At 51.6% G+C, this 12,799-nt stretch carries 12 protein-coding genes; 8 read left to right on the forward strand and 4 right to left on the reverse strand.

Annotated features, from left to right (window positions below):
• Nucleotides 1–165: 165 nt before the first annotated feature.
• The 3 genes from D8682_RS16685 (at nucleotide 166) to cspA (ending at nucleotide 2,509) form a co-directional block, all read left to right on the forward strand.
• Nucleotides 166–876, forward strand: coding sequence for a DUF3053 domain-containing protein (locus D8682_RS16685; RefSeq protein ID WP_064542628.1), 711 nt, complete (start codon nucleotides 166–168; stop codon nucleotides 874–876).
• 818 nt (nucleotides 877–1,694) lie between these two features.
• The gene (locus tag D8682_RS26790) at nucleotides 1,695–1,856 is read left to right on the forward strand and encodes a hypothetical protein (RefSeq protein ID WP_162302963.1); all 162 of its coding nucleotides are present in this window, start codon (nucleotides 1,695–1,697) and stop codon (nucleotides 1,854–1,856) included.
• Between the two features lie 440 nt (nucleotides 1,857–2,296).
• Nucleotides 2,297–2,509 (forward strand): RNA chaperone/antiterminator CspA, encoded by a 213-nt coding sequence (gene cspA, locus D8682_RS16695; RefSeq protein ID WP_034499351.1) that lies wholly within the window; start codon nucleotides 2,297–2,299, stop codon nucleotides 2,507–2,509.
• Between the two features lie 65 nt (nucleotides 2,510–2,574).
• Here the strand turns inward: cspA and yiiM are convergent, their stop codons facing one another.
• Nucleotides 2,575–3,249: a 6-hydroxyaminopurine reductase gene (gene yiiM / locus D8682_RS16700; RefSeq protein WP_121814732.1), complete on the reverse strand. Its 675-nt coding sequence runs from the start codon at nucleotides 3,247–3,249 to the stop codon at nucleotides 2,575–2,577.
• A 78-nt stretch (nucleotides 3,250–3,327) separates the two neighbouring features.
• Nucleotides 3,328–3,948, reverse strand: a complete 621-nt coding sequence (gene sodA / locus D8682_RS16705; RefSeq protein WP_034460735.1) for a superoxide dismutase [Mn] — start codon at nucleotides 3,946–3,948, stop codon at nucleotides 3,328–3,330.
• 273 nt (nucleotides 3,949–4,221) lie between these two features.
• On the opposite strand from sodA, the gene D8682_RS16710 reads away from it, so the two are divergent.
• Nucleotides 4,222–5,643 (forward strand): L-fucose/L-arabinose isomerase family protein, encoded by a 1,422-nt coding sequence (locus D8682_RS16710; protein ID WP_121814733.1) that lies wholly within the window; start codon nucleotides 4,222–4,224, stop codon nucleotides 5,641–5,643.
• A 255-nt stretch (nucleotides 5,644–5,898) separates the two neighbouring features.
• On the forward strand, nucleotides 5,899–6,933 hold the full coding sequence (gene rhaT, locus D8682_RS16715; RefSeq protein WP_064542637.1) for an L-rhamnose/proton symporter RhaT: 1,035 nt from the start codon (nucleotides 5,899–5,901) through the stop codon (nucleotides 6,931–6,933).
• On the opposite strand, the gene rhaR is transcribed toward rhaT, so the two are convergent.
• The gene (gene rhaR / locus D8682_RS16720; protein ID WP_064542641.1) at nucleotides 6,934–7,782 is read right to left on the reverse strand and encodes an HTH-type transcriptional activator RhaR; all 849 of its coding nucleotides are present in this window, start codon (nucleotides 7,780–7,782) and stop codon (nucleotides 6,934–6,936) included.
• 158 nt (nucleotides 7,783–7,940) lie between these two features.
• Nucleotides 7,941–8,777 (reverse strand): HTH-type transcriptional activator RhaS, encoded by an 837-nt coding sequence (rhaS, locus tag D8682_RS16725; protein ID WP_064542800.1) that lies wholly within the window; start codon nucleotides 8,775–8,777, stop codon nucleotides 7,941–7,943.
• Nucleotides 8,778–9,077: 300 nt separating this feature from the next.
• Between rhaS and rhaB the strand changes: the two genes are divergently transcribed.
• The 3 genes from rhaB (at nucleotide 9,078) to rhaD (ending at nucleotide 12,754) form a co-directional block, all read left to right on the forward strand.
• Nucleotides 9,078–10,550, forward strand: a complete 1,473-nt coding sequence (gene rhaB / locus D8682_RS16730) for a rhamnulokinase (RefSeq protein WP_121814734.1) — start codon at nucleotides 9,078–9,080, stop codon at nucleotides 10,548–10,550.
• Nucleotides 10,547–11,806, forward strand: coding sequence for an L-rhamnose isomerase (rhaA, locus tag D8682_RS16735; RefSeq protein ID WP_064542646.1), 1,260 nt, complete (start codon nucleotides 10,547–10,549; stop codon nucleotides 11,804–11,806). Before rhaB ends, rhaA begins: the two co-directional genes overlap by 4 nt.
• Nucleotides 11,807–11,929: 123 nt before the next feature.
• On the forward strand, nucleotides 11,930–12,754 hold the full coding sequence (gene rhaD / locus D8682_RS16740; RefSeq protein ID WP_064542649.1) for a rhamnulose-1-phosphate aldolase: 825 nt from the start codon (nucleotides 11,930–11,932) through the stop codon (nucleotides 12,752–12,754).
• The last annotated feature ends 45 nt before the right edge of the window (nucleotides 12,755–12,799 follow it).

The raw sequence follows: 12,799 nt of genomic DNA on the forward strand, positions 1-12,799 counted from the left end.
AGATTAAGTGCTAACTCCGCGTCAAAAGCCGCTATTAATCGTACAAATTTGCCTTAAGAGATTAGCTGCAAAGGGTATCTTGCAAAGGCAGGTTGGACTATCCTTAGCAGCATTATTGGGTACGCATTTGCGCTTTGGCACTGAATGATGAAAGGAGTAGAAAAGATGGCGACAGGTAAGTCCTGGTCACGCTGGTTTGCGCCGCTTGCGGCAATTTTAATGGTGGTGAGCCTGAGTGGTTGCTTTGATAAAGAAGGCGATCAGCGCAAGGCGTTTATCGATTTCTTGCAAAATACGGCGATGCGCAGCGGTGAACGTTTACCGACGCTGACTACCGATCAGAAAAAGCAATTTGGCCCGCTGGTTTCTGATTACGCGATTCTGTATGGCTTCTCCCAACAGATGAACCAGGTTATGGACGATGGCATGAAGCCGGTCGCCGATAGCGTAAACAGTATTCGTGTGCCGCAAGATTATATGACTCAGAGCGGTCCACTGCGTCAGGCAAATGGCTCACTTAACGTATTAGGTCAGCAAGTACAGAATGCCAAAATGCAGGCAGACAGCGCTCGCTCCACCCTGAAGCAAGCCGACGAACTGAAACCCGTTTACGATCAGGTATATCAGAAAGTGGTTACGGGTCCGGCAGCGGCTATGGCTCCACTGATTCCTGCGGCACAAACCTTTACCGCTCAACTGGTGCAAGTGGGTGATTTCATCCAGCAGCAGGGAACTCAGGTTGGTTTTACCGCAGGCGGTATTCAGTTCCCAACCTCACAGCAGGCAAGCCAGTACAACTCGCTGATTGCTCCGCTGGCATCACAGCATCAGGCATTTATGCAGGCGTACTCGGCTGCACAAAGCTCTATGCAGTAATGGTGATTTCCCTCGCTTAATGGCTGTCTCTTATACACAACTCGCCCTGGCAATCTTGTCGGGGCGAGATCTGTAAGCCCCGCAGGTTTTCCGTTCACCCGTGCGTTCAGTTATCTCTTTAATTCCCGAAAACGGTGAACGTATTAAGGAGTTAACGCCAACTCCTTAATAATCCAGGCGCCCGGCAAATCAATCGCCGCTAAAGCGGTAAACACCGTTTTTCACCCAACATTCGGGGGCGTTCGCGATTCGTTCCCGACGATCGCTCTCTCACGTGGCTCCCGGCCACGTGACCCCGACTGAAGGGTAAAAAACGGCGCGATTGAAGCCGGGGACAAGGTCAAAACCGGTCTGGTTTTTGACTTTGTCCTTGAATTTTGGGTCCGGCTTAAATCGCCTCCATTTTGACTCCAGGTGGCAGGGTCCAGCCGTCGGGAACGGCTGGAGGGCGCGATCGTCTGGAACGAATCGCAACCGACCCTGACACGGAGGCAAAATGGAGGTTTACCGCTTGCGGCGATTTATTTGCCGGGAGTCCGGGTTCTTAGGGTGGCGACGGTGGCCACCCTAAGACGTTCACCGGTTCTGTGGCGACATAAGTACTCAATCGCCTGGTGAACGGAACCTTCTTCGGCTCGACAGGAACCGGCCCTCAAAGTTGTGACTAAGAGACTGCGCTTAATGACGGGGGATGCTTCCCTCTTTTAGTCGTCCCATTCCTTCTAATTTCACGTCGCGTGTACAAATTTGTCATAAATATGACACCGCCTGACGCTGTTCATAAACTCATCATTAACTGTCAGTAATGAGAAATACTCATGCCAAATACAATGTCCCAAAAGACCGCCCGTGAAGGGTTAAGCAACCTTGAGCTGTTTGAAGGCGGAGTATTCGTTACCAGGAATGGTGTTGCTGAACTCTTCGTCCAGACCGCAGCAGAACGCCAGCTCGAAGAGGCCGACCCAACCGATATCGGATAAACGCTACGCTGGCAGACAAAGGTGTCAGAATTCGTGAATGGCTGGGTGTGGAAAATGAGTATCGTTGTTTTTATGACCATAACAATCATGACGAAATGAGTATTTTACTCTACGCAAGCATGAAGGAAGATTTTGAATCGGCTTTGTATCGCCATTCAGTTATTTACTAAATAGAGCGATGCTTCAGGCGCTCAGCCCAGAGGCGGCCTGAGCTCCAGCCCTGTGGACGGCTAAAATAAACCTTGTCATTCACCGTGGTTATATGAGTTAATGCATTCATCGGTTTGAAGCACAGAACCTTTAAGCAGTTTAGTAGCGCAGTCCTCAAAGAGTTATCATAGATACCCTTCGACGTGATCTACCTTCCTTTATCGCTTTAAAAAATCTGTAAAACATTCCAATTGCGCCGGAAGGCAAATTTAATTTAAAAGGTAATATCTATGTCTAACAAAATGACTGGTCTCGTAAAATGGTTCAACTCTGACAAAGGCTTCGGCTTCATCACTCCTGACGATGGCTCAAAAGACGTGTTCGTACACTTCTCTGCTATCCAGAACGATGGCTACAAGTCTCTGGACGAAGGCCAGAAAGTGTCTTTCACCATCGAAAGTGGTGCTAAAGGCCCAGCTGCTGGTAACGTAACTAGCCTGTAAGGTTAGCGTTAGCAAAGCTAAGAATTAAAAAAAACCGCCTCTGGCGGGTTTTTTGTTTCTGGAATTTACTTCCCAAACAACCGTCGTGAATTATCTTCAACCTTTCCCAAAAGACGTCGTTTCTGCATGGTACGCGTCCAGCTTGTCGATAGTCCGGCGGCGGACAGCAAGCGATGGAATTGTTCGTCATCAAATGGCATATGCCAGGCGATGGCGATAGCTTCAGCCACCGAAACATCACTTACTCGGGAAACCAGTTCCAGTGGATTTTCTGTCGATACATTGCCTGCCAGCACGACTTTATACAGCCAGCCGCAATAACCCGTTTCCTGCATCAGCGAAGACATATTGTTAATGCCAAAATGGTAATTCAGCTTGTAGCACGGTGAGCGCGGTTGTGTGACCTGAATCAGTGCATCGCCCCAACGGAAAATATCGCCAATATAGACATCTTTTTCTGTCAGCCCCTCGGTCGATAAATTTTCGCCATAGGCTGGGGCGGTAAACAGTTCAGCCTGTTCGGGGAATTCACGCGCCCACCAGGTGTAATGCTCGCGCGGATAATGGCACAACGCGCGATCTGGCCCACCATGAACAATTTTTTCAGCCTGTTGATCGCCTTCCAGACCCAACTCAGTGAGTTTCAGCTCACCATCGACCTGATATTTGGCGATCGCACTTGGCCTGCTGCCTGCATACTCACGAACTTTGCCAATATATACGTTTAGCGGATAGTGCATCGGATCCTCCCTGTGGCCAGACGACAGATATAAAAAAAGCGAGCCATCAGGCTCGCTTTTCATCAGTTGCTTTGCAACTTATTTTTTAGCGGCAAAACGTGCTGCTGCTTCGTCCCAGTTCACCACATCCCAGAATGCTTTGATGTAGTCAGGGCGACGGTTTTGGAACTTCAGATAGTAAGCATGCTCCCACACATCCAGACCCACGATTGGGAAGCCGGATACGCCAGAAACCGCTTCGCCCATCAGCGGGCTGTCCTGGTTTGCGGTGGAAACCACAGCCAGTTTGTCACCTTTCAGAACCAGCCACGCCCAGCCGGAGCCGAAACGAGTTGCCGCAGCTTTCTCAAATTCTGCTTTGAAATTATCAACGCTACCGAAGTCACGCTCGATGGCGGCTTTCAGGTCACCTTGCAGGGTGGTGCCAGTTTTCAGGCCTTTCCAGAAGAAGCTGTGGTTAGCGTGGCCACCTGCGTTGTTACGCAGAACGGTTTTCTTGTCAGCTGGCAGTTGATCCAGTTTAGCGATCAGCTCTTCAACTGGCAGGCTTGCGAACTCTGGCAGAGATTCCAGCGCTGCATTAGCGTTATTTACGTACGCCTGGTGGTGTTTGCTGTGATGGATTTCCATCGTTTGCTTGTCGAAATGCGGTTCCAGAGCGTCGTATGCGTAAGGCAGGGATGGCAGTGTATAACTCATGTTCATCATCTCCATTTATTATCGAACGGCGCACAAGCTGTTAACGCCGCGTAATCAGTTGGTTCATTATAGTTAATTAAATGATATTGAAAATGATTATCAATGCCGTACTTTTAGCAAGGTTATAACTTTTCGTCATGATGGAGAAAATGTGAGCACTGTCAGGCAGATAAATCGTTTTTTGCCATCAGCCACAGAAACTGGCATTGCCGCAAAGGTAGCGTTGGGCAAATAGGGTGATAGTCGGCGTTTCTTCCTGTCTGGAGCACTACTATGTCGCTTAACGTCGCCCTTTTCGGTATCGGCCTTGATACCTACTGGCCGCAATTTTCTGGCCTGGAACAGCGCCTTACGGGCTATCTGCAACAAATTGACCATCGTCTCGCCGGGCTTAACGCGACGGTGATTAATGGTGGCCTGATTGATAGCGTCGCCAAAGCTGACCGCTTTGCTACACAACTTCAAAGTCAACCGGTCGATGCCATCGTGCTGTATATCAGCACCTACGCGCTGAGTTCCACGGTGCTGCCGCTGGTGCAAAAGATCAATAAGCCGGTGATTATCCTCGCCCTGCAACCAGAACTGGGTTTGCCGTACGGGAAAATCCGCGAGATGGCCGATCGTGGCGAACGTACCGGCGAATGGCTGGCACACTGCCAGGCGTGCAGCGCACCGGAACTGGCAAACGTGTTTAATCGCGCGGGGATTCGTTACCAGCTGATCGTCGGGGCATTGCAGGGTGATGAATATGCCTGGCAGCAAACGGAACAATGGCTGCAAGCCCTCGAAGTACACAAACAGCTGGCGGCTTGCCAGGTGGGCGTGTTGGGGCATTATTACGACGGCATGGTCGACGTTTACAGCAACATGACCAACCTGAGCGCCAAACTCGGCGTGCGCTTCAAGCCGCTGGAAATGTGCGAGCTGGCCGAATACCGCGAGCTGGTCATGCAAACCGCCAGCAGGCAAAAATGGCAAGAAGTGGAAGCCTCGCTGCAAATCGATCCCGCCTGTGAAAAAAACGAATTAGAACGTGCCGTCCAGACCGCTTGCGCCATGGATCAACTGATAGAAAACAACCACCTTGGTGCGCTGGCGTATTACTACGAAGGGCGCAATGGCAACGCTTACGAGAACATCATTACCTCGATTATTCTCGGTAACACGTTACTGACTCAGCGTGGCATTCCCGTTGCCGGTGAGTATGAAATCAAAAATGTGCTGGCGATGAAAATCCAGCAATTGCTGGGCGCGGGTGGCTCGTTCTCTGAGCCGTATGGCATTGAATTCGCGGATGATGTGGTGCTGTGGGGGCACGATGGCCCGGCACATCCACTGATGGCCGAAGGCAATGTGCGGCTGGTGCCGCTGCCGGTTTATCACGGCAAGCCGGGTAAAGGCGTCTCTATTCAAATGACCGTTAAACCCGGCCCTGTTACGTTCCTGTCGATTGTTGAGGATGCACACAACGGCGTGCGTTTGCAGTATGCCGAAGGGGAGGCGGTGGCTGGCGAAGTGCTGGATATTGGCAATACCAACAGTCGCTATCGCTTCGCGCTTTCGGCGCGCGATTTCACCACGCAATGGTGTCTCGGTGGGCCAGCGCACCATTGTGCGATTGGTCTGGGGCATCAGGGGGCGGTTCTGGAAAAACTTGCCTGGTTGCTCGGCGTGCAAACCACAAAAATCTGTTAGTCCAAAAACGGTGGATGGCGCTTGCGCTTATCCATCGCTCACTTTCATTCGCAGCTAATCGACCCACAACTTGAAATATCATGGTTATAAAGAACTGTGACCCCCGTCAATCGCACCCCCTGAATTTTGCCATTTTTCTCTCCGCCACGGCAGCACATAGAAGGTTAGCAAGTTGCTCAATCCTTAGACTCAGTGGCAATGGGGTAGTCAGCTGTCACCCCTGAGTTTTTTAGTTAAAACAGAGGGATATGGATAATGAGTAATGCAATAACGATGGGGATAATCTGGCATCTTGTGGGCGCCGCGAGTGCTGCCTGTTTTTACGCCCCTTTTAAAAAAGTGCAGCGTTGGTCATGGGAAACTATGTGGGCGGTTGGCGGCTTCGTTTCCTGGATTATTTTGCCATGGACGGTGAGTTACGTTTTACTTCCTGATTTTTGGGCTTACTTCGGCTCGTTTAACGCTTCAACTTTGTTGCCAGTCTTCTTGTTTGGCGCAATGTGGGGCATTGGTAACATTAACTATGGCCTGACCATGCGCTACCTGGGCATGTCGATGGGCATCGGTATTGCGATTGGCATCACGCTGATTGTCGGCACCTTAATGACGCCAATAATTGCCGGAAAATTTGATGTGCTGATTGGCACACCAGGTGGACGCATGACGTTGCTAGGTGTTCTGGTTGCGCTGATCGGCGTGGCCATTGTCACCCGCGCAGGCCAACTCAAAGAACGCAAAATGGGCATCAAGGCTGAAGAGTTCAACCTGAAAAAAGGGCTGGTTCTGGCGGTGATGTGCGGCATTTTCTCAGCAGGTATGTCCTTTGCGATGGACGCCGCAAAACCGATGCACGAAGCGGCAGCAGCACTGGGCGTTGACCCGCTGTATGTGGCCTTGCCAAGTTACGTGGTGATTATGGGCGGCGGCGCACTTGTCAACCTTGGCTTCTGCTTCATTCGTCTGGCAAAAATGCAGAACTTGTCGATAAAAGCAGACTTCTCACTGGCAAAACCATTAATCATCAGCAACGTGTTATTCGCGGCACTTGCCGGTTTGATGTGGTATCTGCAGTTCTTCTTCTACGCCTGGGGCCACGCTAAAATTCCTGCGCAGTACGACTACATGAGCTGGATGTTGCACATGAGCTTCTACGTGCTGTGCGGCGGGTTGGTTGGCTTGATTATGAAAGAGTGGAAATCGGCAGGAACTCGTCCTGTTGGGGTACTGAGCGTCGGTTGTGTGGTGATTATTATTGCTGCCAACATCGTCGGCCTCGGCATGGCAAATTAATTATGTTTCAATAGCATATCGTTGACGCCACAGCCGTGGCGTCAACCCCGTTTCCTTGGTAAAGACCACCGAAAAATAGTTACTGTCCTCAAAGCCGCAGCGTGTGGCGATATCACCAATCAACAACTCACTATGACGCAATAAATCCTGTGCCTGGCAGATGCGTAACTGGCGTAAATATTGGCTGATGCTCATGCCGGTTTGCTGGCGGAAAATCTGCCGTAAATGGCGCTCTGCCACCTGATGTTGCTGGCAAAAATGCGCAAGTTCAAAGGACGAATCGAGGCTTTTCCCCAACGCTGCCAGCAATAAATCGAAAGTTTCGCTACTGTCTGGCCCAGTTGCATCCTGAGATTGATAGCGGTGGCGGCGCAACAAAATGCACAGTTGCAGGAACAGGCTCTCGGTCAGACACACCGACAGTGCGTCCATTTTCACGCTTTCGTGTTCCAGTTGGCCGATTAACTGCCGCGCTTGTGCCATGCCGTGGCTACTCAGCCGCCAGCGTGGATCTTTCCCGGCAGCCCGTGTGCTGTGCAACAAATCATTCCAGTCGACGTTGAGTTTGAGCCTTTCAGGGCAGTAGATGATGTTATGCAGCACTAAACCGTTAACCGATTCGTAGCTGTGGCGGTCTTCCGCGCGGATATAAAACAGGTCGCCGCAGGTGATGCGATACGGCCGGTCATTGAGGGTGTGCAAGCCGTTACCGCGCCAAACCAGCACCAGCTCGCAGAAATCGTGGGTATGTTCGGCAAAGACATTTTGCGGATAGCGATCCGCCACCGCCACGGGCTGCGTGGCAGAAACGAAGAAATCCGCTTTTTTGAGAACTAAATGATTTGCCACCGTAATGCCTCAAAAACCAAAATCTAAATGGTGGATGACGTTTCGCTTATCCACCCGACAAAACAAGCACCGTGGGTCGGATAAGCGCAGCGCCATCCGACAAACTAACAGGCAAGTATTGGCTTTTTTGGCTAAAAAAACGGTGATTGCCCTCGCGATTACTGAAGTTGCGTATCTCGGCCCTGGCGAATCTCACGCGGTGACCAGGAAAACTCACGCTTAAACAGCGTCGAAAAGTGGTTACTGTCGCCAAAACCGCATTGAAAAGCGATGTCTGTGACGCTTTCGTCGCCATGGCGCAACAAGTGACGCGCTTTCATCAAACGTAAACGGTTGAGATAGCGTTGGGGCGTCATACCCGTTCGCTGTTTTAGCTGGCGATGCAGAGTACGCAGGGAAAGCGTGAATTGTGAAGCCAGCGCTTCCCAGCAAATATCCTCAGCGAAGTGATCTTCAAGCCATGCCATCAGCAGATTTAACCGGCCTTCTGAACTTGCAGCACCTTCCACCATGCTGCCTTTGCGCAGCAATACCAGCAACTGCATAAACAGAATTTCACGGTTGGCGACAGAATGGGTATCCGACGCTTCACCAATTTGCTCAAACTGTTCAATCAGCCCGCGTACTTGCTGCAAAACGGGTTGATTCACGCGCCAGTGCGACGGGTAATGGCCGTCCTGCTCTTGCGGCAGCAACTTATCCAGCCCGGACAAAAAGCAAAATGCGTCTGGCGCACGGTACAGAATATTGGTCAGGCACAGATTTTCGGTGTGCTCGTACAAATGGCGATCGTGATCGCGCACGAAACAGACGGAACCGCCGCTTAATGTGTACGGCTGGCCGTTAAAAACGTGGGTTCCAGTGCCGTGCTCAACAATGACGATTTCGCAAAAGTCATGATGGTGTTCCGGAAAGGCGGCCTGGGGTAAACGCGGCTCAATCGCCACAGACGAATGCCCAGATGGGAAAAAGTCAAAACCATGTAATACCGTCATCATTAACCCCAAACCGTTTTGCGATGAGCAGATAGTAGATAACGCTTCTCATCTGCACCTTAAGTTTTCGACGCGAAATCCGTTAAATCCTGCTCGTTTTTTAAGAAAGGTCGGGAATTATCAGGAAATGCGGAGAGTGTCACAGCCCGGTTTTATGGGTGATAAACACGAATCTGTGACATGACTCACGTTCATCTTTGCTTCTTTGCCAGCGGCGGATTAGCGCTGTCAGTAACGAGAAGGTGGTCAACAGCGTTACTTTTTAGAGTGGGGTCAATTAATTTAGCAAGGACCCCCAAAATGACTCTACGCCATAGCGTTGCGGTAGACCTGGGCGCATCAAGCGGCCGTGTCATGCTGGCGCGCTTTGAACGTGATACCCGCAGCATTTGTCTGCGAGAAATTCATCGTTTCACCAACTGTTTAAAACAGGTCGACGGTTCCACTGTGTGGGATGTGGACGCGCTGGAAATGGAAATCCGCACTGGCCTGCAAAAAGCCTGCGATGAAGGTATCGCCATTGACAGTATCGGCATTGACACCTGGGGTGTTGATTACGTGCTGATTGACCGCGACGGTAATCGAGTTGGGCAGCCTGTTTCTTATCGCGACAGCCGCACTGACGGCGTGATGGACGAAGCTTTCAACCAGTTAGGTCGCGAAGAAATCTATCGTCGTACCGGTATTCAGTTCCTGCCTTTCAACACGCTTTACCAGTTCCGAGCTTTAGCGCAGCAACAGCCAGAACTGTTCGATAAAGTCGAACACGCACTGCTGATCCCGGACTATTTCTGCTACCGCCTGACGGGCGCGTTGAACTGGGAATACACCAACGCCACAACCACGCAGCTGGTCAATATCAATAGCGATAACTGGGATGAAACCCTGCTCGAGTGGGCGGGCGTACCAGGCAAATGGTTCGGCACGCCGACCCATCCGGGCAACGTTATCGGCCAGTGGATTTGCCGCGAAGGGAACAAAATCCCGGTAGTTTCAGTCGCGACGCACGACACCGCCAGCGCGGTCATCGGCGCACCGCTGAAAGATAAAAACGCCGCCTACCTTTCTTCTGGCACCTGGTCGTTGATGGGCTTTGAGAGCAAAACGCCGTATGCCAATAGCGCAGCATTAGCCGCCAACATCACCAACGAAGGTGGTGCGGAAGGGCGTTATCGGGTGCTGAAAAACATTATGGGCCTATGGTTGTTACAGCGCGTCACGAGAGAGTTGGAGATCACGGATCTGGGCGATCTTATCGATCGCACCCGTAAAACTCCGGCCTGCCGCTTTGTGATCAACCCGAACGACGATCGTTTTATTAACCCTGAAAGCATGAGCCGTGAAATTCAGGCGGCATGTCGCGAAAGCAACCAGCCGGTTCCATTCACAGACAACGAGCTTGCACGCTGCATTTTCGACAGCCTGGCGCTGTTGTACGCCAAAACTTTGGCAGAACTGGCCAGCGTTCGTGGCCATGAGTTTAGCTGCCTGAATATTGTCGGCGGCGGTAGCCAGAACGAATTACTGAACCAGCTATGCGCTGACGCCTGCGGGATTCCGGTATTCGCCGGCCCGATTGAAGCCTCAACGCTCGGCAATATCGGCTGCCAGTTAATGGCGCTGGATGAAATCACTGACGTTGACGACTTCCGCAAAATCGTCGCCGCCAGCTATGAATTGAAATCTTTTACCCCACAAACAGATAGCGAAATTGCCCGGTATATCGCGCAGTTCCCGCTGAGCAATCAAAAACAAAAGGAGTTTTGCGCATGACCACACCTCTTGATCAAGCCTGGGAACTGGCGAAACAGCGTTTTGCTGCTGTCGGTGTTGATGTTGAATCTGCTCTGCAACAGCTCGACCGCTTGCCGGTTTCTATGCACTGCTGGCAGGGCGATGACGTTGCCGGGTTTGAAAACCCAGAAGGCGCGCTGAGCGGCGGGATTCAAGCCACCGGTAACTATCCGGGTAAAGCGCGCAACGCGACTGAATTACGCTCCGATCTGGATCGTGCATTAAGCCTGATCCCTGGCCCAAAACGCCTGAACCTGCACGCTATTTATCTGGAATCTGAGCAGCCAGTTTCACGCGACAAAATCAAACCAGAACACTTCAAAAACTGGGTTGAGTGGGCGAAAACCAACAAGTTAGGGCTGGATTTCAACCCGTCTTGTTTCTCGCACCCGTTAAGCGCCGATGGTTTTACGTTGTCCCACGCTAACGATGAAATTCGTCAGTTCTGGATTGACCACGTTAAAGCCAGCCGCAAAGTTTCTGCTTACTTCGGCGAGCAGTTAGGTACGCCGTCAGTAATGAACATCTGGATCCCGGATGGCATGAAAGACATCACTGTTGATCGCCTGGCTCCGCGCCAGCGTCTGGTCGCGGCACTGGATGAAGCGATGAGCGAAAAACTCAACCCGCAACATCACATCGATGCGGTAGAAAGCAAGCTGTTCGGTATTGGTGCCGAAAGTTACACCGTGGGTTCCAACGAGTTCTACTTCGGTTATGCCACCAGCCGCCAGACCGCGCTGTGCCTGGATGCCGGTCACTTCCATCCGACTGAAGTTATCTCCGACAAAATCTCCAGCGCCATGCTGTATGTACCGCGCCTGCTGCTACACGTAAGCCGTCCAGTGCGTTGGGACAGCGACCACGTGGTACTGCTGGATGACGAAACTCAAGCTATCGCCAGCGAAATTATCCGCCACGACCTGTTTGACCGCGTACACATCGGGCTGGATTTCTTCGATGCCTCCATTAACCGCATTGCGGCGTGGGTTATCGGTACTCGCAACATGAAAAAAGCACTGCTGCGTGCATTGCTGGAGCCAACTGAAACTCTGCGCCAGCTTGAGCGTGATGGTGATTACACCGCGCGTCTGGCCTTGCTGGAAGAGCAAAAATCACTGCCATGGGCAGCGGTTTGGGAAATGTATTGCCAGCGTAATGACACGCCGGTTGATGCCCAGTGGCTGAAAACTGTGCGTACTTACGAGCAGGACGTGTTGAGCAAACGCGGTTAACCACCCTCATCCCGACCTTCTCCCTGAGGGAGAAGGAGAAAACATGATTAATTCCCTCTCCCTTGGGAGAGGGCCAGGTTGAGGGGAAAAAGCCCTCACCAATACCAAAGGAACCACAAGACTATGCAGAACATCCTCAAAGCCTGGTTTGTAGAAGGCATGATCAAAGCAACAAGTGATGCCTGGCTGAAAGGCTGGGATGAGCGCAATGGCGGCAACATCACCATGCGTCTGGATGAAGCGGACATCACGCCATTCCAGGCTGATTTCCACGCCGCACCTCGTTACATCGCATTAAGCCAGCCGATGCCTGAACTGGCGAATACGCCGTTTATCGTCACTGGCTCTGGCAAATTCTTCCGCAACGTACAACTGGATCCAGCGGCAAATATTGGCGTGGTGAAAGTGGACAACCGCGGAACTGGCTACCACATTTTGTGGGGGCTGGAAAACGAAGCGGTGCCAACGTCTGAACTGGCGGCACACTTCCAGTCACACAGCGTACGCATCAAAACCACCGGCGGTAAAGATCGCGTGATCATGCACTGTCATGCCACCAACCTGATTGCCCTGACCTACGTGCTGGAAAACACCACCGAAGTCATCACTCGCAAATTGTGGGAAGGCAGCACCGAATGTCTGGTGGTGTTCCCGGACGGCGTTGGCATTCTGCCGTGGATGGTGCCAGGCACCGATGAAATTGGAAATGCGACAGCTGACGAGATGGCAAAACACTCGCTGGTTCTGTGGCCGTTCCACGGGGTATTCGGTAGCGGCCCAACGCTTGATGAAGCGTTTGGTCTTATTGATACCGCTGAGAAGTCTGCTGAAGTGTTGGTAAAAGTTATTTCGATGGGTGGCATGAAACAAACCATCTCTCGCGATGAACTTATCGCGCTCGGTAAGCGTTTTGGCGTCACCCCATTAGCAAGTGCTTTAGAGTTGTAAACAGCAATACTGGGGCGGGTGAGCTGATGCCATCCGCCTTAAAAA

It is taken from the genome of Buttiauxella sp. 3AFRM03, assembly GCF_003675305.1.
GTDB lineage: Bacteria > Pseudomonadota > Gammaproteobacteria > Enterobacterales > Enterobacteriaceae > Buttiauxella > Buttiauxella ferragutiae.

Coding starts and splice junctions, on each gene's coding strand:
- D8682_RS26790 (WP_162302963.1), top strand. CDS start 1,695: ATGCCAAATACAATGTCCCAAAAGACCGCCCGTGAAGGGTTAAGCAAC.
- rhaD (WP_064542649.1), top strand. CDS start 11,930: ATGCAGAACATCCTCAAAGCCTGGTTTGTAGAAGGCATGATCAAAGCA.
- cspA (WP_034499351.1), top strand. CDS start 2,297: ATGTCTAACAAAATGACTGGTCTCGTAAAATGGTTCAACTCTGACAAA.
- rhaT (WP_064542637.1), top strand. CDS start 5,899: ATGAGTAATGCAATAACGATGGGGATAATCTGGCATCTTGTGGGCGCC.
- D8682_RS16710 (WP_121814733.1), top strand. CDS start 4,222: ATGTCGCTTAACGTCGCCCTTTTCGGTATCGGCCTTGATACCTACTGG.
- sodA (WP_034460735.1), bottom strand. CDS start 3,948: ATGAGTTATACACTGCCATCCCTGCCTTACGCATACGACGCTCTGGAA.
- rhaA (WP_064542646.1), top strand. CDS start 10,547: ATGACCACACCTCTTGATCAAGCCTGGGAACTGGCGAAACAGCGTTTT.
- D8682_RS16685 (WP_064542628.1), top strand. CDS start 166: ATGGCGACAGGTAAGTCCTGGTCACGCTGGTTTGCGCCGCTTGCGGCA.
- rhaS (WP_064542800.1), bottom strand. CDS start 8,777: ATGACGGTATTACATGGTTTTGACTTTTTCCCATCTGGGCATTCGTCT.
- rhaB (WP_121814734.1), top strand. CDS start 9,078: ATGACTCTACGCCATAGCGTTGCGGTAGACCTGGGCGCATCAAGCGGC.
- yiiM (WP_121814732.1), bottom strand. CDS start 3,249: ATGCACTATCCGCTAAACGTATATATTGGCAAAGTTCGTGAGTATGCA.